The sequence below is a fragment of the Sphingomonas sp. LR59 genome, assembly GCF_036855945.1.
Taxonomy (GTDB): domain Bacteria; phylum Pseudomonadota; class Alphaproteobacteria; order Sphingomonadales; family Sphingomonadaceae; genus Sphingomonas.
The window spans coordinates 3,552,637-3,571,983 of sequence record NZ_JASPFL010000001.1 but is presented as its reverse complement, the minus strand read 5'-3'; the positions used below and the strand labels follow the sequence as shown (position 1 = coordinate 3,571,983).

The window sequence follows — 19,347 nt, the reverse complement described above, 5'->3', positions numbered from 1 at the left end:
GGTCGCAGTCCCGCGCTAACCAATCCCATAGTGTGCGGCCAACCGGTCGAGCGCGAGCGTCAATACCAGTCGCCCTGCGCGAGCTGGCCAGTGCAGCGCCTTCTCCGCCGCGGGCAGCCCCTCCCCCGCGCAGACCACGCGCCACAGGATATCCGCGAGCCCCGGCCCCGCCGCCGCGATCGCGGTGTCGAACCGGCGTTTCGCCGCGATCTGCGCGGACGTTGGATCTAGCCCATCATGCCCGCCTCCATCGACTCGCTCCACCCAGCGCATAGTCACGCTCGGCGCGATCGAGGCGCGTTCGTAATCCACGCGCAATTGTCCTCCCGCTGCGAACTGCCGCGCGTCGACCAGTCCGCGCGACCGCAGCCATCCGAGCGGCGATTCGGCCAGATTGACAGTGACCATCCGCCCACGCCGCGCGCCCGATGGCTGCGGAACGCCCTCCGAATCGATCGATCGTTCCACCAATTCGCGCATCCGCCGTCTCCCGTTGTCGCTCCACGTCACTTGCGCCGGTTGCCATATCGACATGGTTGTAGGACAGAGGAATAACCCATCTGGTTTGGAGCCTTCCGATGATCACCGTGCAATGATCACTGCCATTCGCGAAGTCCGCCGCGCCAAGGGCCTGACATTGGAAGATGTCGCACGGCGCTGTGTTCCGCCGACGACCGCGCAGACGATCGGCCGGCTGGAAACGGGCACGCGTACCGTATCGGTCGGCTGGCTCAACCGGATCGCCGCGGCGCTGGGCGTCGAGGCGGGCGATCTCGTGACGTTGCCCGACCGCGCCGACCTGCCCGTCACCGCGATCCTCGACGGCCGCGGCGTCCACGCGCCGCGCCGGACCACGACCGTGCCCCCGCCCCAGGTCGCACCCGGACAAATCGCCGTGACGGCGGCGGGCGGGATCGGCGACTACCGCGCGGGTGACGTGATCTGGTGCGCGATGCTGGCGCCGGAAAACTTCGCGACTGCGCTCAACCGCGACGTGCTCGTCCCGCAACCGGCCGGGCGATTCGCGTTCGGACGCCTCACAGGATGCGAAGGCAGCGTGACGGTATTGCCGCCGGGCACCGGCACACAGCCGCTGGCCATCGCGGACCCGGGCTGGATCGCGGTCGCTATGCGGCTGGTCCGCGAGCTGTAGGAAGGTGGTGGGCGATGACGGGCTCGAACCGCCGACATTCTCGGTGTAAACGAGACGCTCTACCAACTGAGCTAATCGCCCCTCTCGGGTTGGGGTGCGATGCCAAAGCCGGGCGGCCGGGGCAAGCTAAAAGGGCGCGGATCGTCACGGAATCCGCAGGTCGGCGCCCCTGGTGGCTACGATATAGCCGCGCATCGCCTCGCTCGCGCGGTCGGAGAGCACCATGAACGCGCGCCGCCGGTCGTGCATATCGGGGCGGCGTTCGAACAGCCCCGTGTCGGTCATCCGCGCGATCCAGCGCAGCGCGGTGGTCGGCGCGACCGCGGCGGCGATGCACAGGCTCGACACCGACACGCGGCCACGCTCGAGTTCGGCGGCGTAGAGATCTAGCAGCATGTCCCAGCCGGGATCCTCGAACAATGCGGTGCCGAAGAACTGATCGCGCAACCGTCGCGCACGGATGGCACGCCGGACGTCGGCGGCGCTCGGCTCGGCCAGCGATGGCGGCGCGCCGTAGCGGTTCGTCCGATCGCCAACGATCGGCGCGGCGGGGGCATCGCCGTCGATCTCCGCACGGGTCAGCCAGGCAAGCGCTTCGGCGATCCGCGCGACCTCGGTGTTCAATCGCTCAAGCCGCGTACCGTCGGTCTCGCGCGTGACATCGAACACCCCTGCCGGGCTGCGGACGCGCTCGGCGGCGACGACGATCGCCGCGATGCAGTCCGCGACGCTCGGATCGACCAGCAGGATCGTCCCGCCGCCAAGCGTTGCCGCCGCGACCGCGTCGATCTGGTCGCTCCCCATCGCGACCACCAGCCCCGCCTCCAGCACGGCCGCGCGCTCGACGATCCGCGGCAGATGTTCGGCAAGGATTGCAACGTCCACCCCCGCGGTCTCGACCACGATAACCTGCGGCGTGGCATGCAGGCCGAACGGCGCCTGCCAGTCGATCGTGGCGACCACCCGCCCCCCATCGCGGCAAGCGCGGCGGAGAACCGGTCGGGCGCGTCGGTCGCTGCAACAAGGACCGCGGCGATACCCGTATCGTAGCGCGTGTCGTCGGCCTCGCCGTCCGGTAGGATCATGATCATCTCCGCTGTGTCGCGAAGACTAACCTCGATCATCTCCGGATTTACACTCGAACTGGATCGACTTCGGTTGGATTGAGTGCCCGCCTATACGAGACCTAGTCGAGCGCCTTGACGATATCCTCAACCATCTTCTTCGCGTCCGCGAGTAGCATCATCGTATTGTCGCGGTAGAACAGATCGTTATCGACACCGGCATAGCCGACGCCGCCCATCGATCGCTTGATGAACAGCACCGTCTTGGCCTTTTCGACGTCAAGCACGGGCATGCCGTAGATCGGCGACGACTTGTCGGTCTTGGCGGCCGGGTTGGTCACGTCGTTCGCGCCGATCACGAACGCGACGTCGGTCTGCGCGAACTCGCTGTTGATGTCCTCGAGCTCGAACACATCGTCATACGGCACGTTCGCTTCGGCCAGCAGGACGTTCATGTGGCCCGGCATGCGCCCCGCGACCGGGTGGATTGCGTACTTCACGCGGACGCCCTCGGCCTTCAGCTTGTCGCCCATTTCGCGGAGCACGTGCTGCGCCTGTGCGACCGCCATGCCGTAGCCGGGGACGATGATGACTTGCTCCGCCTGGCTCATGAGGAACGCGGCGTCCTCGGCAGAACCGCGCTTCCACGGGCGATCGCTGGCTGCGGCGGGGCCACCGGCGTCCGAGGACTGGCCGAAGCCGCCCGCGATCACGCTGATGAAGCTGCGGTTCATTGCGCGGCACATGATGTAGCTGAGGATCGCGCCCGAGCTGCCGACCAGCGCGCCGGTGATGATCATCGCGCTGTTGTGCAGCGTGAAGCCCATCGCCGCGGCGGCCCAGCCCGAATAGGAGTTGAGCATGCTGACCACCACGGGCATGTCCGCGCCGCCGATCGGGACGATCAGGAGGAAGCCGATGACGAAGCTCAAGACCGTGATCGTCCAGAAGATCCATGCCGACTGATCGGTGACGAAATACGCGATCAGGCCGAGGATGGCGGCGAGCAGCGCGATGTTGATGACGTGACGAGCGGGCAGCATGATCGGCTTGCCGCCCATGTTGCCGTTGAGCTTCAGGAACGCGATGACCGAGCCCGAGAAGGTGATCGCACCGATCGCCACGCCGAGCCCGAGTTCGATCCGGCTGACCGGGTGGATGACCGCGAAGGGCTGGCCGATCAGCGGGATGACGAGGTCGGAGATCCCGAACGCCTGCGGGTTGAGGTACGCGGCGACGCCGACCAGCACCGCGGCGAGGCCGACGAGGCTGTGGAAGGCGGCGACGAGCTGCGGCATCGCGGTCATGGCGATCCGGCGTGCGGTGACGAGGCCGATTGCCGCGCCTACGCCGATCGCTGCGAGGATTTCAACAACGGTCGTCCAGTCGATCATCAGATCATGCGGATTGCCGGGGGCCATGCTTCCGAACGCAGCGGCACATGCGTCACCAGGGTCGTGACCACCGCAATCGTCATGCCGATGATGCCGAAGCGGTTGCCGCGCTGGCTCGACGCCGGGCTCGACAGCCCGCGTAGCGCGAGGATGAAGCACACCCCCGCGACCAGATAGGCGAGCGATGCCCAGGGGCTGACCGTCAGTGCGTGTTCCATTCCATCCCCTTGCCGTCATGCCAGCGAACGCTGGTATCTCCCGGTAGTCGCACGCGTCCCTGCGGCACGAGACCCCAGCGTTCGCTGGGGTGACGGCCTTAAGGCTTCGCGACCGGCCGTTCCTTCTTCTTGTACATCGCCAGCATCCGCGCGGTGACCGCAAAGCCGCCGAAGATGTTGATGCTCGCCAGCACGACGGCGATCAGGCCTAGCGCCTTCGCCACGCCCGATCCGGCCCCGATTCCCGCAGCAGCGGCGGCGATCAATGCGCCGACGATGATCACCGACGAGATCGCGTTGGTCACCGCCATCAGCGGCGTGTGCAGCGCCGGCGTGACCGCCCACACCACGAAATACCCGACGAAACACGCCAGCACGAAAATCGACAGGATCGCGATAAAGTCCATTATTCCTCCCCGCCACGGGGAGGGGGACCAGCCGCAGGCTGGTGGAAGGGGCTGGCCGCGGACGATACGATCATCGTCACCACAGCCTCGATATCCCTCAGCACGTCGCCTGCCGCCACTCGCAGCACCCGGTAGCCATTCTGCTCAAAAAACTTGTCGCGCTCGGCGTCGCGCAGGGGTCGGTCGCCGCGGCCGTGGAATTCGCCATCGACCTCGACCGCCAGATGCACGGCAGCGCAGTAGAAGTCGCAGACGTACGGCCCGATGGGATGCTGGTGGCGGAACTTGAAGCCGGTCTTCTGTCCTCGGAGATGCTCCCATAGGAGCACTTCCGGGAGGCTCATCTCTCGGCGCAGACGGCGCGCGAGCAATACTTCGGGGCGTAGGATGTGCGGAACGCCCCTCCACCGGCTGCGCCGGTCCCCCTCCCCGTGCCGGGGAAGATTATCACAACAGCAACCGCGGGTTCACGATCTTGCCGCCCTGCGTCAGCCGCACCGCGTCGCCGATCTCCGCGTCGAGCACGGGTTTGCCCGCCTCCTTGTCCCAGAAGGCGTTGAGGAAGTTGAACAGGTTGCGCGAGAACAGCGCGCTGGCGTCTGCCGCCAACCGCGACGGCACGTTGCGGTGGCCAACGATCTTGACGCCGTTCACCACGACCACTTCGCCCGCGACCGAGCCCTCGACATTGCCCCCCTGCTCGACCGCAAGATCGACGATCACCGAGCCCGGCTTCATGCTGGCCACCTGCGCCGCCGAAATCAGCCTCGGCGCCGGACGGCCGGGGATCAGCGCGGTGGTGATGACAATGTCCTGCTTGGCGATATGGCCCGACACCAATTCGGCTTGCGCCGCCTGGTATTCGGGGCTCATCTCGCCGGCGTATCCGCCCGTCCCTTCGCCCTCGATCCCAGCGACCGATTCGACGAAGATCGGTTTCGCCCCAAGCGACTGGATCTGCTCGCGGGTCGCGGCGCGGACATCGGTCGCCGACACCTGAGCGCCCAGCCGTCGTGCCGTCGCAATCGCCTGGAGACCGGCGACACCGACGCCCATCACGAATGCCTTCGCCGCGGAAATCGTCCCCGCCGCGGTCATCATCATCGGAAACGCGCGACCATATTCGGCCGCTGCGTCGAGCACCGCCTTGTAGCCCGACAGGTTCGACTGCGACGACAGGATATCCATCGACTGCGCGCGCGTGATGCGCGGCATGAACTCCATCGCCAGCGCTTCGTACCCGGCCGCGGCATAAGCCTCGACCCGGTCTCGCTGGCCGAACGGATTGAAACTGGCGACCACCCACGCCCCCGACGATACGCCGACGAGCGTCGCGGGATCCGCCGCTTGCACGCCGAGCACGATGTCCGCCCCCGCCAGCGTCGCCGCACGGTCGCCGACCGACGCACCCGCATCGGCATAGCCAGCATCCGCGATCGACGCGGTCTCGCCCGCCCCGGCCTCCACCGCCAGCACCGCCCCCAGCGCGATGAACTTCTTCACGGTTTCCGGCGTCGCGGCGACCCGCCGCTCGCCGTCCGCTTGCTCTTTCAGGACGGCGATCTTCATGATGTTACGAAATCAACCAGATGACGAGCGCGACGACCAGCGCGCACCCTACCGAGCCCCATTTCATCATCCCCGTCACGCTCGAATAGGTCGCGACGTGCGCCTTCATGTCTCCGTTGCCGGCCATGGTTCGTGCCCCTGTCTTTTGGCCCCAATCTGCGGAGCGCCATCCTCTATGGCACCGACCTTAACCCGCACATCCGGGATCGCCAAGCACGACATTTAAGGCGCTCTTTACTAGCCTGCGCTATTGCACGTGCCGGAACGGGACAGGATTCGCCATGACGCGCAACGGCCAGCGCCTAGTATTATTGATCGACGACGAGCCTGCACAGCGCCGGCTGGTGGCGACGCTTGCCGCCCGTGGCGGCTGGCGCGCGGTGTTCGCGACCGATGGCGAGATGGCGATCGCCACGCTCGGCACGCAGGACGGGATGCAGCTCGATGCGATCCTGCTCGATCACTCCGCCCCCGATGGCGACGCGACCGCGCTGATCGCCGAACTCCGCGAACGTCGCCCCGCGCTGCCGATCCTGATGCTCACCGCCAATGGCTCGGTCGCGCACGCGGTCTCGGCGATGCGCGCGGGCGCCACCGATTTCCTGGTCAAGCCGCTCGCCCCCGACCGCGTGCTCGCCGCGCTGGAGGCGGCCGTCGCCGGCACCGCGGCGGGCGAACTGCGCCCGCTCACCGAAAAGATCCCCGCGCTGCTCGCGTTCGACGAGATCGTCGGCTCCTCCCCGATTTCCGCGCCGCGCTGGCGATCGCGGCCAAGGCGGCGCGCGCGCGCGTCGCGGTGCTGGTCGAGGGCGAGAGCGGGGTCGGCAAGGCGGTCGTCGCCGAGGCGATCCACGCCGCCTCGCCGCGCGCCAAGAAACCGATGATCACCGTCAATTGCGCGGCGATGCCCGCCAATCTGATCGAATCGGAGCTGTTCGGCCATGAGGAAGGCGCGTTCACCGGCGCGTTCGAGCGCAGGATCGGCCGCTTCCACGATGCCGATGGCGGCACCTTGTTCCTCGACGAGATCGGCGAGATGCCGCTCGAGGCGCAGGCCAAGCTGCTCCATCTGCTCCACACCGGCGAGGTCCAGCCGATCGGCGCACGGCATGCGCGCGATGTCGACGTGCGGGTGATCGCCGCGACCAACCAGCGGCTGCTCGACGAGGTCGAGGCGGGGCGGTTTCGCGAAGACCTCTATTATCGGCTGAACGCGGTACAGGTGACGATCCCGCCGCTTCGCGAACGCACCGGCGACATTCCCGCGCTCGCTCGCCACCTGCTCGCGCGGATCGCCGAGCAACCGGGGCTAAGGCCGCTCGGGATCACCGACGCCGCGCTGAAGCTCCTGGTCCAGTACGACTGGCCCGGCAACGTCCGCCAGTTGCAGAACGCACTCTTCCGCGCCGCCGTGCTGTGCGAAGGCGCCGCGCTAACCGAAGAGGATTTCCCGCAGATCGCCGCGCTAGGCAACCGCCAACGCGGCCCTGCCGCAGTCGCGGCGGGCGGCGGCGGCGTCACGCTGTTTCGCCCCGACGGCAATTTACGCGCCCTGGAAGAGATCGAGGCCGACGTCATCCGCCTGGCGATCGGCCATTACCGCGGCCGCATGACCGAAGTCGCCCGCCGCCTCGGCATCGGCCGCTCGACTTTGTACCGCAAGCTAAGCGACCTAGGGATCGACAACGCCGCATGAGGCAAAACGGCATGGCGACGGTCCTGCTGTCGAAATAGCCTATCCCAGGCTTGGACAATCGAGATTGCTCGAATCGCCGTTTGTGCAGCCGATTTTACGTTTCGAGTCAGATTTTCCGGCTGGCACCAGTTCCGCAACGCTCCCGTCCGAAAACTTGATGTGCAACGTCCTCCCTTGCAGCGACCATGCATTCGCCATGCGCATTTCTCGCCAGAACCGATCGGCGACCTCGGTTGCGCGCCCGTCTAGGCATCCGACCACCGTAGTAATCGTCGCTTCGGTCCGATCGCGTTTGAACGCGCCGTTCCTGTCGGAGGGGCCCGAAAACCACTTGAGCTCGTTGCCGCCGACATCGTTACAGACGGATGTTCCCACGACGCCGTGATCGGCCAGGAACTGAATGGTTACCGTTTCGGGGCGGGCGCGGTGCACAGATTTGCCGTCGAGCCGGCGAAGCGCCCATACTTCGTTGGTCACCTCGGTTCGTGAGGTTGGCTGCTCGACGGCGGCTGATCCGCCACATCCTGAAACGGCCATGAGGACGAAAGCTGGCCACCGGAAGGCCCGAAGAACGCCAGCGTGCGGCATCACCCAAACGGCGCCGAGGAGGATAAGGCTTTGGCTAGCATTACCCGCGTCAGGTCCGTTTTCGCCGGTTCTGACCCGCTGCCAAGACAACGACTGCGGTCGACAGAAGAATACCGGAAACGAGCACACCGACCGAAAGCAGTCCGACACTTGTCATGCGGGCGTCGAATGTCACGCGGGTTCCGATGTGGACCGACACTTCGGCAGCGGGATAACTCCCGCCGCCGCTTCGTTCGATATGCTGCGATTTCGCCATGCGTAAAACTGGGCTGTAGTTCGCCGTTGGACAAGTCACTTTACGTGCCGTCGACCTGACGGTCTTGCCGCGACAGCCGTCTGCCGCGGTTCAAATTACCAGAGCACACCCTTGTCGGGCGTCAACGGCTCGGGTGCGGGATCGCCGATCGCCTGGAGCAAGTCGATCTCGATGGTCCGGCACATCGCGTTGAGCGGCACGTCGTGGATCGTGTCCGCGAACGGATCGACCAGATCGTCGCCGATCTGCAGCACGGCGAGGAACATCAGCCCGGCGATCGTCGAACCGACCGGGGTCGCATAACCGAGCGTCTCGACCAGGCCGATCGGGAGAAGCACGCAGAACAGTCGCGTGAACAGGCTTGGGAAGAAGCGGTACTGGTTGGGGAGTGGCGTGTTCTTGATCCGCTCCATGCCGCCCTGTGCGTTGGCGATGTCGACCAGAATCGCCTCGAACTGCGTCTGCTGGATGGTGTCGATCCAGCCGTTGCGCCGCGCGATGTCGATCCGGCGGCCGGTGCCGTCGAGCAGGCCGTTGGCGATGTTCGTACGCTCAAGCGCAAACGACGCCTCCTCCTTCGACAGGAATCGCAACACCTCGGGCGGTGCGGGCTGCTTGCGCAACTGACAGCGCAACGCATTCACATATGCGATCTGGCGGAGCACAATGGTCCGCTTCATGTCGTGGCCCTCGGGCTCGGGCAGCATGTTGCGCGCCATCCGCGCCAGGTTGCGCGAGGCGTTGATCATCAGGCCCCACAGCCCGCGGCTTTCCCACCAGCGCTGATACGCCGAGTTATCGCGGAAGCCGAGGAACAGCGCGAGCGCGGTGCCGAAGAGGGTCAGCGGCAAGGCCGGCGCGTGGAACGGCAGGACGTAATAGGTGATCGTGACGATCACGTCCCAGACGAAGAGGCCGAGCAGCGGGCGCCAAACCTCGCTCAGGATCTGACTGAGGCGCGGTGTTGCAGTGACGATCAAACGAAAGCTCCCTTGTTTAATGCGCTTTTAATGCGCGAAGAGGCGTTTCGCTGCAATGCAGCGCCAGTTACCGTCGACGATCAGCCCCCGACGAGCGACTGATCGCGCAGGCCGCGCCAGATCTTCACCGCCTGGACTGTCTCGGCGACGTCGTGGACGCGCAGGATCTGGACGCCGGCCTCCGCGCCCTTCAGCGCCAGCGCGAGCGAACCGGCGAGGCGCTGGTCGACCGGCGCTTCGTTCGAGAGCGCGCCGATCAGCCGCTTACGGCTCGCGCCGAGCATGATCGGGCAGCCGAGACCGTGGAAGATCGCCAGGCCGTTGAGCAGCGCGAGGTTCTCGGCGAGCGTCTTGCCGAAGCCGATGCCGGGATCGACGATGATCCGCGACCGGTCGACACCCCCCGCGACGACCGCGGCGATACGGGCTTCGAGCCAGCCGAATACGTCGGTCAGGACGTTGCCGTAGCCGCCATCGCCGTGACCGCCTTTCTTTGGGTCGGGCGAGTGCATCAGCACGACCGGGCAGCCGCTTTTTGCGACGACCTCCAGCGCGCGGTCGTCCCATAGAAGTGCCGCCACGTCGTTGACGATGTGCGCGCCGGCGGCGAGCGTTGCTTCCATGACCGCGGCCTTGCGCGTGTCGACCGACACGATCGCACCGGCGCGCGCGAGGCGTTCGACGACGGGGACCAGACGCGCGATCTCGTCGCCTTCCCAGACCGCGGCGGCGCCGGGGCGGGTGGATTCACCGCCGACGTCGATCAGCGTCGCGCCGGCGGCGGCCATGTCGATCCCGGCTGCGGCGGCGGCGGCGGGATCGTCGACGTGCTTGCCGCCGTCGGAGAAGCTGTCGGGGGTGACGTTGAGGATGCCGGCGACGATCGGCTGGTCGAAACGGAGCGTGCGTTCGCCGAGCTGGAGTGCGCTGCGGGGTGCGGTGATGGCGGCGTGGAGGTGGGCGGCGCGTTCGCCTAGCGTGGCGATATCGGCGACGGGGATCGTGCGGCGGGCGCGGCCTTCGATCACTTCGTACGCGGCGAACCATTGCATCCCGCCCGCCAGGCGCGCGACGCTGCCGTCTTCGTGGCCGACGGGGGTGTCGACGAACTGGACGGGGCGGAGGTGGAGGCTGGTCATGATCCCCTGTTCCTCAAAACCGCTGGCCGTTCAAACTCCCAATCCCGTTCGTCCCGAGTAGACATCGAGCGTGTCGAGATGGCGTATCGAGGGAGATGTACCTCGATACGAGCCCTCGACTACGCTCGGTCTCTACTCGGCACGAACGGCAATTTCTAAACCCACCCTTAAACCGTGGTCGCCAGCAGGTACGTCTGGCGGAGGTCGTCGATCGGTTTCAGGCCCTTGTCACTTTCGTAATGCCAGAAGCTCCAGCCGTTGCAGGCGGGGGCGTTCTGGAGCGTCGAGCCGAGCTTGTGGATCGAGCCGATCGTGCCGCAGTCGCTGAGCAGCGAGCCGTCCGCGCGGATCGTCGCGCGCCAGCGACGCTTCGAGTCCGTCAGTACCGCACCGGGGGCGAGGTACGCGTTCTCGATGAGCACACCGAACGCGACCTTGGGCTGCGTGCGCGGGCTCATCATCGTGCGGATCGCCGATTCGTCGAGCGGCAGCGCGGCCTCGATCCGCTCCTGCGCCGCCTCGATATAATCGCCCTCGCGATCGATGCCGATCCAGCTGCGGCCGAGGCGCTTGGCGACCGCGCCGGTCGTGCCGGTGCCGAAGAACGGATCGAGCACGACGTCGCCGGGCTCGGTGCAGGCGAGCAGGATGCGGTAGAGCAGCGCCTCGGGCTTCTGCGTCGGATGGACCTTGGTGCCGTTCTTCTTCAGCCGCTCGGCGCCGCCGCAGGTCGGAAATTCCCAGTCGCTGCGCATCTGGAGCTCGTCGTTGAGCGTCTTCATCGCGCGGTAGTTGAAGTGGTATTTCGCCTTCTCGCCCTTTGACGCCCAGATCAGAGTCTCGTGCGCGTTGGTAAAGCGGGTGCCCCGAAAATTCGGCATCGGGTTGGTCTTGCGCCAGACGATGTCGTTGAGGATCCAGTAGCCGAGATCCTGCACCGCCGCACCGACGCGGAAGATATTGTGATAGCTGCCGATGACCCAGAGCGAGCCGTCGTCCTTGAGGATGCGGCGGGCTTCCTTCAGCCAGGCGCGGGTGAAGCGATCGTAGGCGGCGAAGGTGTCGAACTTGTCCCAGTCGTCGGTGACCGCGTCGACGTGACTGCCGTCGGGGCGATAGAGTTCGCCGCCGAGCTGGAGGTTGTACGGCGGGTCGGCGAAGATCATGTCGATCGAGTTCGACGGAAGCGCCTTCATGTGCTCGATGCAGTCGCCGCGTAAAATCTGGTCGAGCGGGAGGACCGGCTGAACTGCCGGCTCCGCTGCCTTCTTCGCACGCGGCCGCGCGATCGTGTCGATCAAACCCATGATTTCCGCCCCTTATCGACGCCCATAGCGGCGGAATTGTCCGACTCCGTCAAGCAAACATTCGTTAACGGCGTTTCGGTGCGATTCCGCCGTTGAGACCAATCGAGTCGGCTTCGTCCAGATGTTGAGTCGTGGGAGACTCGCGGCTCAAGCCCTTGGGGTGTGGCGCGAAAGACTCAGCTCGTCGTTTCCTTCGCGAAAAGTCCCTCGCGCGCCAGATAGGCGGCGGCGACCGGCGCGAAACTGCGGCGGTGAATCGGCGTGGGGCCGTGTTCGCGGAGCGCCTTCATATGGTGCGCGCAGCCGTAACCCTTGTTCGAATGCCAGTTATATTCGGGATGCACGTCCGCCGCGGCGATCATGATGAGGTCCCGCGTGTGCTTGGCGACGATCGAGGCGGCGGCGATCGACAGCGATTTCGCGTCGCCGCCGACCAGCGGCGTGGCGGGGTAAGTCCAGCGGGGCAAGCGGTTGCCGTCGACGAGGACGTGGCCGGGGGCTTGGCCGAGTTCGACCGCCAGCGCGTCAACCGCGAGCGTCATCGCCTTCATCGTCGCCCAGTAGATGTTGAGCGTGTCGATCTCTTCCGGCTGGACGATACCGATGCCAACGATCGCACAGCCTTTGAGGCGCGCGCAGAGCCGTTCGCGCTCGGAGGCGGAGAGTTTCTTCGAATCGTCGATGCCGCGAGGGACACCTTTTGATGGGAGGATCACCGCGGCGGCCACTACGGGCCCAGCAAGAGGCCCCCGCCCTGCCTCATCGACACCGGCGACAGGGCCGATGCAGAGTTTTTCGTGTTTCATGCCGGGCATTAGGTGTCTTTCAACTGGTCAAAAGGGCTGGTGCCGAGTGCGTGCCCCATCGGGCCGTGCCCTGCGCCGAGCCCCGGTGCGCTGGCAAGCGCGGCACGGACGAACGCGATGGCGCGCGCGATTGCGGCGTCGAGCGACAGGCCCTGGGCGAGCCCGGTGGCGATGCCGCTGGCAAGCGTGCAGCCTGTGCCATGCGCGTGGCGGGTTTCGATGCGGGGGTTGGTCCAGCGGGTTTCGCCGGCGTCGGTGACGAGACGGTCGACGATGTGAAGACCTTCGGCGTGGCCGCCCTTGATGAGAACTGCGGGGCCGAGCGCGCGGATCGCGGCCTCGCCGCCAAGGGCTGCGAGTTCGGGGAGGTTGGGGGTTACGAGCGTGGCGATCCGCATGAGGCGCGCGAAGGCGGCGATCGTGTCGCTGTCCGCGAGGACGGAGCCGCTGGTGGCGATCATCACGGGATCGAAGACGATGGGAACGCACGCAGGGTGATGGTGCCCTGCCCCCCTTGTTCTCCCGCGAAGGCGGGAGTCCAGTCTGGGCCCCGCCTTCGCGGGGGAACAAGGAGGGCAGAAGGTCGGCTACGGCGTTTGCCGTGGCTGCCGAGCCGATCATGCCGATCTTCACCGCATCGACGCCGATATCCGACACGATCGATTCGATCTGCGCAAGGACGATGTCGGTCGGAATCTGGTGGACCGCCTGAACGCCGAGCGTGTTCTGTGCGGTGATCGCGGTGACGGCGGTCATCGCATGGCCGCCGAGCATGGTGACGGTCTTGATATCCGCCTGGATGCCGGCGCCGCCGCCGGAATCCGAGCCGGCTATTATGAGGATTCTGGCGGTCATTGGAGGTCGGCGGAAAAAGTGAAGTATAGGAAGTGTAGACGCTCGCACGGTTTCGTTTGGGCGCCGTTTGGGGTCGCTGATCGGGGTTTGGCGGGGTTGGCGGTCATATGCTGGGCTATGTCATACCTGGTGAGATGTAGGACAGGGGTATGCCCCTTTACCACCCCGGCGGAGGCCGAGGCCCAATTGGGAAGGGCAAAGTAACGAAGCGATGCCCTTGGTTAGCACCGTCCCCCCATTTGGGCCCCGGCCTTCGCCGGGGTGGTAGACGGGGTTAAAGTGGCCGAAAGGAGCCAGGTGGCGCCTAATCGAACGGCGCCTAGTGCCGCCTGCCCGCTGCTGGCTTTTGCGGCGGTGCCTCGCCCAGCCTTGTCGGGCGGTCGAGCAGTTCGCCACCGCAGTTCGGACAACGCTCGTCGAGCGCGTCCGCACACTCCGCGCAGAAGGTGCATTCGAACGAGCAGATGAATGCGCCGGGTGCATCGGCGGGCAAGTCGGTCGTGCAGCGTTCGCAGGTGGGGCGCATCTCCAGCATCAGGCGGCGGCCTTCCGGACGGCGTCGCAGATCCGGTCGACGACGCGTTCGACCTGGGCGAGATCGTCGCCCTCCGCCATCACGCGGATCACCGGTTCGGTGCCCGACGGGCGGATGACGAGCCGGCCCTTGCCGGTGAGTTCGGCCTCGGCTTCGGCGATCACCGCCTTGACCGCGTCGTGATCGAGCGGCTTGCCGCCGGCGAAGCGGACGTTCTTGAGCAATTGCGGCAGCGGTTCGAAGCGGTGGAGGACTTCGCTAGCCGGTGCGCCCGAGCGCTTCACTTCAGCAAGAATCTGCAACGCCGCGACGAGGCCGTCGCCGGTCGTCGCATAATCGGACAAGATGATGTGGCCCGACTGCTCGCCGCCGACATTATAGCCGCTGGTGCGCATCTTCTCGAGCACGTGGCGATCGCCGACCTTGGTGCGGACGAGGCCCAGGCCCTGCGCGGCGAGGTGACGCTCCAACCCGAGGTTGGACATTACCGTCGCAACCAGCCCGCCACCCGCGAGCCGGCCCTGCCGTGCCCAGCTTGCCGCGATCGTCGCCATAAGCTGGTCGCCGTCGACGATCGTGCCGGTCTCGTCGACGACGATCAGCCGGTCGGCGTCGCCATCGAGCGCGATGCCTATGTCCGCGCCGCTGGCGACCACCGTCTCGGCAAGCGCCTGTGGGGCGGTCGAGCCGACGCCGTCGTTGATGTTGGTGCCGTTGGGCGAGACGCCGATCGCGACGACGTCCGCGCCGAGTTCCCACAGCGCCGACGGTGCGACCTTGTAGGCGGCGCCGTTCGCGCAATCGAGCACCACGCGCATGCCGTCGAGGCGGAGATTCTCAGGGAAGGTCGACTTGGCGAAATGGATGTACCGCCCCTGCGCATCGTCGATCCGACGCGCACGGCCGATCTGGCTGGAGGGCACGAGCGGGATATCGCCGTCGATCAACGCCTCGATCGCCGCCTCGGCTTCGTCGGACAGCTTGTAGCCATCGGGGCCGAACAGCTTGATGCCGTTGTCCGCGTACGGGTTATGGCTCGCGGAGATCATCACGCCGATATCCGCGCGCATCGACTGGGTGAGCATCGCCACCGCGGGGGTCGGCATCGGTCCGACCATCACCACGTCCATGCCGACGCTGGTGAAACCCGCGACCAGCGCGGATTCGAGCATGTAACCCGACAACCGCGTGTCCTTGCCGATCACGACGCGGTGACGGTGATCGCCGCGCTGGAAATAGGCGCCCGCCGCCATGCCGACCTTCATCGCCATCGCCGCGGTCATCGGCGCGGTGTTGGTGGCCCCACGAATGCCATCGGTGCCGAAGTATTTTCTTGCCATCGCGTCCGCTTTCCGTCCCGTATCGGTGTCCGATCCGTTGATAGCGCGGTACATCACGAAGGGCGAGCATGTCGCAGACTACACGGATTCTCGCCGCCCTGATCGGCGGCATCGCGATCGGCATCGCCGCCGCCGCCCTATCGCCCGCCAACGCGATCGCGGCGACGGCGGTGACGCAGCCGATCGGCTCGGCGTGGCTGCACGGGTTGCAGATGGTGATCGTACCGCTCGTCGTCGGGCTGCTCGTAACCGGGATCGGCGCGACCACCGAGGCGGCGCGCGCCGGGCGGATCACGGTGCGGGCGATGGTGATGATCGTCGTCATCCTGTGGAGCACGACGATCATGTCCGCGCTGGTCATGCCGTTGATCCTGGATGCCTTCCCGCTGCCCCGCGCGTTAGGCTCCGCACTGCGCGCCGCGCTGACGGGTGCCGCGCCGGTCGGGCCGGTGCCGGGGATCGGCGCGTTCTTCGATACGATCGTGCCGACCAACATCGTCGCGGCCGCGTCCAGCGACTCGTTCCTGCCGCTCACCGTCTTCGCGCTGACCTTCGCGTTCGCCGTGACGAAGCTGCCCGACGATCGCCGCCGCATCCTGACCGGCTTCTTCCAGGCGGTCGTCGACGCGCTGCTGATCATCATCCAATGGGTGCTGAAGCTCGCGCCGATCGGCATCTTCGCGCTCGCCTACGGGGTCGGCGCGCGCACCGGTACGGCGGCGTTCGGCGCGCTCCTGCACTACATCATCTGCGTCTCGGCGATCGGGTTCATCGTCCTGCTGTCCGCCTATCCGATCGGGATGATCGGCGGCCGGGTCGGCTTCGGCCGGTTCGCGCGCGCGGTCGCGCCGGCACAGGCGGTAGCGATCAGCACGCAGTCGTCGCTCGCCTCGCTGCCGGCGATGCTGAAGGCGTCGACCGATCTCGGCGCGTCGCCCGCCACCGCAGGGATCGTCCTGCCGCTGTCGGTCGCGGTGTTCCGCGCGACCAGCCCTGCGATGAACCTCGCGGTCGCGCTGTACGTCGCGCACTGGCTGGGGCTGCCGATCGGGCCGGGGCAGATGGCGGCGGGCGTGGCGACCGCGGCGATCACGACGATGGGATCGATCTCGCTACCCGGCACGATCAGCTTCGTCGCCTCGGTCGCGCCGGTGGCCTTGGCGATGGGCATCCCGCTCGAGGTGCTGGGTCTGCTCATCGCAGTCGAGACCATACCCGACCTGTTTCGGACCGTCGGGAACGTGACGATGGACACCGCCGTTACCATCTCCGTCGCAGCGCGGTCCGATCGCGTCGGCGCTCAGGAGAACACTCATGAAGTATCGCACGCTCGGCCCTGATTTCGAGGTTTCCGCGCTGGGTCTCGGTTGCATGCCGATGGCCGGCATCGGCAAGGGCATGTACGGCGAGGCGAACGCCGACGAGAGCATCGCCACGATCCACCGCGCGATCGAGCTTGGCGTGACGCTGTTCGACACCGCCGAGATCTATGGCCCGCTGGTCAACGAGGAGCTGCTCGGCAAGGCGATCCGGGGCAAGCGCGACGGCGTCGTGATCGCGACCAAGTTCGGCTTCCGCTATGACGAGAACGGGATGACGGGGGTCGATTCCACGCCGGCCAATGTGCGGCGGGCTTGCGAGGGATCGCTGAAGCGGCTGGGGGTCGAGACGATCGATTTGCTGTACCAGCACCGCGTCGATCCGGGGGTGCCGATCGAGGATACGGTCGGCGCGATGGCGGACCTCGTTCGCGAGGGCAAGGTGCGGCATCTCGGGCTGTCGGAGGCTGGGCTCGACACGATCCGGCGGGCGGCGGCGACGCATCCGATTACGGCGTTGCAGAGCGAATATTCGCTGTGGGAGCGCGATGTCGAGGACGAGATCCTGCCGCTGTGTCGCGAGCTCGGGATCGGGTTCGTGCCGTACTCACCTTTGGGTCGTGGCTTCCTGACTGGGCAGATTACCGCGCGGTCGGATCTTCCCGAGGGCGATTACCGGCGCAACGATCCACGCTATTCGGAAGAGAACTTCGCCAAGAACATGGAGATGGTCGCGGTGGTGAAGTCGATCGCCGACACGCATGGAGCTTCGCCGGCGCAGGTGGCGCTCGCGTGGTTGCTGGCGCAGGGCGACGACATCGTGCCGATCCCGGGGTCGAAGCGTCGGGTCACGCTAGAGGACAGCATGAAGGCGGCGGACATTACGCTGTCGGCTGACGATCTGGCGAAGCTGGATGCGGCGGCGCCGCGGGGCGGGACGGCCGGGCCGCGGTACGGCGAGAAGGCGCTGTCGATGACGCGGATCTGACGGCCTCCCCTCCCGCTTGCGGGAGGGGTCGGGGAGGGGCGTGCCTCATGCACCGGACGCCAGTACGTACGTCGCGCCCTCCCTAACCCCTCCCGCGAGCGGGAGGGGAATTTTGCTTCACCCGCGCGGCACCTGCTCGCCGCGCGTATCGAGCCCGGCCGCGCTAGGCTCGCCAAGTTCGTTTTGGCCGGCCATCGCGTGATCCACCGCACCCAGCTGGTCGAGATGCATCAGCTTGGTGACGAACGGCGCGAGCACCAGCACGACGACGCCGACGCCGATCGCGAACCAGCCGATCCGACCGTAGACTTCGAGCACCAGCCCGACGCCCGCGCCCTCGCCGCCGGTCGCCTGCGCGATCAGGCCGGCGAGGAAATTGCCGCCCGCGGTGGCGAGGAACCACGTGCCCATCATCAGCCCGGTCATGCTCGGCACCGACAGCCGCGTCATCGACGACAGCCCGATCGGCGAGAAGCAGAGCTCGGCCATCGAGTGCAGCATGTAGAGCAGCACGACGAAGATCGCCGGGGTGAGGCCCTGTGCCGGCGCACCGAGCGTCAGCACGAAGAAGCCTGCACCGACCAGGATCAGGCCGATGCCGAACTTGAACGGTGCGCTCGGCTCGCGCCCGGCCTTGCCAAGTTTGGTCCAGATCGCCGCAAACACCGGGGCCAGCGTGATGATGAAGAACGGATTGACCGACTGGAACACCGACGCCGGGATAGTCCAGCCGAACACGACGCGATCGACCGCCTGGTCGGTGTAGACGTTGAGCGACGACCCGGTCTGCTCGAACAGCGCCCAGAACAAGGGTGCGAGCGCGATCAGGAACAGCGCGGCGAAGATCCGGTCGCGGTCGACGCGCGGCAGTTTCGCGACGGCGGTCCACAGGATATAGCCGACAGTGAACAGCGACGCGATAATCAGCGCGGTGCCGACGACGCCCTGGCTGCGGACCAACCACCACGAGACGGCGACGCCGACGATCCCGCCAAGATAGATCAGCCATTCGATCGACAGCCCGGCGACGGGCTTCGAGGCGAGCTTGGCAGGCGCGGGCGATTCACCGACGCCGTGCAGCTCCCGGCGGAACAGCACGAACACGATCAGTCCGAGCGCCATGCCGATCCCGGCTGCGCCGAAGCCGTACGACCAGCCGACCGTCTCGCCGAGGATACCGACTGCGATCGGGCCGACGAACGCACCGGTGTTGATCCCCATGTAGAAGATCGAGAACGCGCCATCGCGGCGCATGTCGTCGCGCGCGTAGAGCTGGCCGACGAGCACCGAGATGTTCGCCTTCAGGAAGCCGGTGCCGACGATGATGAAGGCGAGACCGAGATAGAAGCCGTTGAGCGCGGTGCCTTGTACGCCCTGCGGCGCCTCGACGATCGCGAGCAGCAAATGGCCGAGCGTGATGAACACGCCGCCCGCGAGCACCGCTTTCCGGGGCCCCAGGAACCGGTCGGACAGATAGCCGCCGATGATCGGCGTGATGTAGACCAGCGAGGTATACGCGCCGTAGATCGCGTAGGCGGGCTGCTCGGCGAACAGGAAATGCTTGGTGAGGTACAGCACCAGGATCGCGCGCATGCCGTAGAACGAAAAACGCTCCCACAGCTCGGCGAAGAACAGCATGAACAGCCCGCGCGGGTGCCCGAAAAACGTCTTCGCATCGGCGGGAACGCCGCTGCTTGTACTCGCTTTGGCGATAGCGCTGGCCATGGGGTGGT

At 66.6% G+C, this 19,347-nt stretch carries 18 protein-coding genes, 1 tRNA gene and 3 pseudogenes; 4 read left to right on the top strand and 18 right to left on the bottom strand.

Translation table 11 applies throughout. The features are described from left to right. Window positions 1-15: 15 nt before the first annotated feature. Window positions 16-480 carry a DUF6456 domain-containing protein gene (locus QP164_RS16845; RefSeq protein WP_333923869.1) on the bottom strand — a complete coding sequence of 155 codons (465 nt, stop codon included), beginning with the start codon at window positions 478-480 and terminating at the stop codon, window positions 16-18. A 112-nt stretch (window positions 481-592) separates the two neighbouring features. On the opposite strand from QP164_RS16845, the gene QP164_RS16840 reads away from it, so the two are divergent. Next, a complete protein-coding gene (locus tag QP164_RS16840) occupies window positions 593-1,153 on the top strand; it encodes a helix-turn-helix domain-containing protein (RefSeq protein ID WP_333923868.1) in 561 nt (186 codons plus the stop codon). Between the two features lie 5 nt (window positions 1,154-1,158). Here QP164_RS16840 and QP164_RS16835 read toward each other — a convergent pair. The 8 genes and pseudogenes from QP164_RS16835 to QP164_RS16805 all read right to left on the bottom strand — a co-directional run. Beyond that, window positions 1,159-1,234, bottom strand: a tRNA-Val gene (locus tag QP164_RS16835). Between the two features lie 63 nt (window positions 1,235-1,297). Beyond that, the gene (locus QP164_RS16830) at window positions 1,298-2,116 is read right to left on the bottom strand and encodes a MarR family winged helix-turn-helix transcriptional regulator (protein ID WP_333923867.1); all 819 of its coding nucleotides are present in this window, start codon (window positions 2,114-2,116) and stop codon (window positions 1,298-1,300) included. Between the two features lie 223 nt (window positions 2,117-2,339). After that, a complete protein-coding gene (locus QP164_RS16825) occupies window positions 2,340-3,611 on the bottom strand; it encodes an NAD(P)(+) transhydrogenase (Re/Si-specific) subunit beta (protein WP_443027456.1) in 1,272 nt (423 codons plus the stop codon). Continuing rightward, the gene (locus QP164_RS19910; RefSeq protein ID WP_443027455.1) at window positions 3,611-3,829 is read right to left on the bottom strand and encodes an NAD(P)(+) transhydrogenase (Re/Si-specific) subunit beta; all 219 of its coding nucleotides are present in this window, start codon (window positions 3,827-3,829) and stop codon (window positions 3,611-3,613) included. Before QP164_RS19910 ends, QP164_RS16825 begins: the two co-directional genes overlap by 1 nt. 98 nt (window positions 3,830-3,927) lie before the next feature. Beyond that, window positions 3,928-4,236, bottom strand: coding sequence for an NAD(P) transhydrogenase subunit alpha (locus tag QP164_RS16820; RefSeq protein WP_333923866.1), 309 nt, complete (start codon window positions 4,234-4,236; stop codon window positions 3,928-3,930). After that, the gene (locus tag QP164_RS16815; protein WP_333923865.1) at window positions 4,236-4,607 is read right to left on the bottom strand and encodes an endonuclease domain-containing protein; all 372 of its coding nucleotides are present in this window, start codon (window positions 4,605-4,607) and stop codon (window positions 4,236-4,238) included. Before QP164_RS16815 ends, QP164_RS16820 begins: the two co-directional genes overlap by 1 nt. A gap of 76 nt (window positions 4,608-4,683) precedes the next feature. Beyond that, window positions 4,684-5,805: an NAD(P) transhydrogenase subunit alpha gene (locus QP164_RS16810; RefSeq protein ID WP_333923864.1), complete on the bottom strand. Its 1,122-nt coding sequence runs from the start codon at window positions 5,803-5,805 to the stop codon at window positions 4,684-4,686. Window positions 5,806-5,809: 4 nt separating this feature from the next. After that, window positions 5,810-5,935: pseudogene (locus QP164_RS16805) on the bottom strand (aa3-type cytochrome c oxidase subunit IV); the annotation flags it as partial. Window positions 5,936-6,086: 151 nt separating this feature from the next. Between QP164_RS16805 and QP164_RS16800 the strand changes: the two are divergent. Continuing rightward, window positions 6,087-7,501 (top strand): annotated as a pseudogene (locus QP164_RS16800) (sigma-54-dependent transcriptional regulator). A gap of 39 nt (window positions 7,502-7,540) precedes the next feature. Here QP164_RS16800 and QP164_RS16795 read toward each other — a convergent pair. From QP164_RS16795 to glmM, 8 genes and pseudogenes are all read right to left on the bottom strand, one after another. Further along, window positions 7,541-7,978 carry an META domain-containing protein gene (locus QP164_RS16795; protein ID WP_333923863.1) on the bottom strand — a complete coding sequence of 146 codons (438 nt, stop codon included), beginning with the start codon at window positions 7,976-7,978 and terminating at the stop codon, window positions 7,541-7,543. A 462-nt stretch (window positions 7,979-8,440) separates the two neighbouring features. Further along, a complete protein-coding gene (locus QP164_RS16790; protein ID WP_132742392.1) occupies window positions 8,441-9,325 on the bottom strand; it encodes a bestrophin family protein in 885 nt (294 codons plus the stop codon). 80 nt (window positions 9,326-9,405) lie between these two features. Further along, the gene (gene folP, locus QP164_RS16785) at window positions 9,406-10,464 is read right to left on the bottom strand and encodes a dihydropteroate synthase (protein WP_333923862.1); all 1,059 of its coding nucleotides are present in this window, start codon (window positions 10,462-10,464) and stop codon (window positions 9,406-9,408) included. A 167-nt stretch (window positions 10,465-10,631) separates the two neighbouring features. After that, on the bottom strand, window positions 10,632-11,771 hold the full coding sequence (locus QP164_RS16780; RefSeq protein ID WP_132742394.1) for a site-specific DNA-methyltransferase: 1,140 nt from the start codon (window positions 11,769-11,771) through the stop codon (window positions 10,632-10,634). Window positions 11,772-11,947: 176 nt separating this feature from the next. Next, window positions 11,948-12,586 carry a ribonuclease HII gene (locus tag QP164_RS16775; protein ID WP_132742395.1) on the bottom strand — a complete coding sequence of 213 codons (639 nt, stop codon included), beginning with the start codon at window positions 12,584-12,586 and terminating at the stop codon, window positions 11,948-11,950. Further along, a pseudogene (gene thiD / locus QP164_RS16770) lies at window positions 12,586-13,432 on the bottom strand (bifunctional hydroxymethylpyrimidine kinase/phosphomethylpyrimidine kinase). Before thiD ends, QP164_RS16775 begins: the two are co-directional and overlap by 1 nt. Window positions 13,433-13,751: 319 nt before the next feature. Further along, entirely contained in the window at window positions 13,752-13,967 is a 216-nt protein-coding gene (locus tag QP164_RS16765) for a DUF1272 domain-containing protein (RefSeq protein WP_120300812.1), read from the bottom strand. Next, window positions 13,967-15,307, bottom strand: a complete 1,341-nt coding sequence (glmM, locus tag QP164_RS16760; RefSeq protein ID WP_333923861.1) for a phosphoglucosamine mutase — start codon at window positions 15,305-15,307, stop codon at window positions 13,967-13,969. Before glmM ends, QP164_RS16765 begins: the two co-directional genes overlap by 1 nt. Window positions 15,308-15,375: 68 nt before the next feature. Between glmM and QP164_RS16755 the strand changes: the two genes are divergently transcribed. Together QP164_RS16755 and QP164_RS16750 are read left to right on the top strand one after the other, a co-directional pair. Beyond that, window positions 15,376-16,647: a dicarboxylate/amino acid:cation symporter gene (locus QP164_RS16755; RefSeq protein ID WP_333923860.1), complete on the top strand. Its 1,272-nt coding sequence runs from the start codon at window positions 15,376-15,378 to the stop codon at window positions 16,645-16,647. Further along, window positions 16,622-17,614, top strand: a complete 993-nt coding sequence (locus QP164_RS16750; protein WP_333923859.1) for an aldo/keto reductase — start codon at window positions 16,622-16,624, stop codon at window positions 17,612-17,614. Before QP164_RS16755 ends, QP164_RS16750 begins: the two co-directional genes overlap by 26 nt. A 117-nt stretch (window positions 17,615-17,731) precedes the next feature. On the opposite strand, the gene QP164_RS16745 is transcribed toward QP164_RS16750, so the two are convergent. Further along, the gene (locus QP164_RS16745) at window positions 17,732-19,339 is read right to left on the bottom strand and encodes a peptide MFS transporter (RefSeq protein WP_333923858.1); all 1,608 of its coding nucleotides are present in this window, start codon (window positions 19,337-19,339) and stop codon (window positions 17,732-17,734) included. Window positions 19,340-19,347: the final 8 nt, after the last annotated feature.

Bases quoted from the DNA above. Each gene is read 5' to 3' on its own strand.
- QP164_RS16810 (WP_333923864.1), bottom strand. From the start codon at position 5,805: ATGAAGATCGCCGTCCTGAAAGAGCAAGCGGACGGCGAGCGGCGGGTC.
- QP164_RS16840 (WP_333923868.1), top strand. From the start codon at position 593: ATGATCACTGCCATTCGCGAAGTCCGCCGCGCCAAGGGCCTGACATTG.
- QP164_RS19910 (WP_443027455.1), bottom strand. From the start codon at position 3,829: ATGGAACACGCACTGACGGTCAGCCCCTGGGCATCGCTCGCCTATCTG.
- glmM (WP_333923861.1), bottom strand. From the start codon at position 15,307: ATGGCAAGAAAATACTTCGGCACCGATGGCATTCGTGGGGCCACCAAC.
- QP164_RS16825 (WP_443027456.1), bottom strand. From the start codon at position 3,611: ATGATCGACTGGACGACCGTTGTTGAAATCCTCGCAGCGATCGGCGTA.
- QP164_RS16745 (WP_333923858.1), bottom strand. From the start codon at position 19,339: ATGGCCAGCGCTATCGCCAAAGCGAGTACAAGCAGCGGCGTTCCCGCC.
- QP164_RS16765 (WP_120300812.1), bottom strand. From the start codon at position 13,967: ATGCTGGAGATGCGCCCCACCTGCGAACGCTGCACGACCGACTTGCCC.
- QP164_RS16820 (WP_333923866.1), bottom strand. From the start codon at position 4,236: ATGGACTTTATCGCGATCCTGTCGATTTTCGTGCTGGCGTGTTTCGTC.
- QP164_RS16845 (WP_333923869.1), bottom strand. From the start codon at position 480: ATGCGCGAATTGGTGGAACGATCGATCGATTCGGAGGGCGTTCCGCAG.
- QP164_RS16780 (WP_132742394.1), bottom strand. From the start codon at position 11,771: ATGGGTTTGATCGACACGATCGCGCGGCCGCGTGCGAAGAAGGCAGCG.
- folP (WP_333923862.1), bottom strand. From the start codon at position 10,464: ATGACCAGCCTCCACCTCCGCCCCGTCCAGTTCGTCGACACCCCCGTC.
- QP164_RS16775 (WP_132742395.1), bottom strand. From the start codon at position 12,586: ATGCCCGGCATGAAACACGAAAAACTCTGCATCGGCCCTGTCGCCGGT.
- QP164_RS16755 (WP_333923860.1), top strand. From the start codon at position 15,376: ATGTCGCAGACTACACGGATTCTCGCCGCCCTGATCGGCGGCATCGCG.
- QP164_RS16750 (WP_333923859.1), top strand. From the start codon at position 16,622: ATGAAGTATCGCACGCTCGGCCCTGATTTCGAGGTTTCCGCGCTGGGT.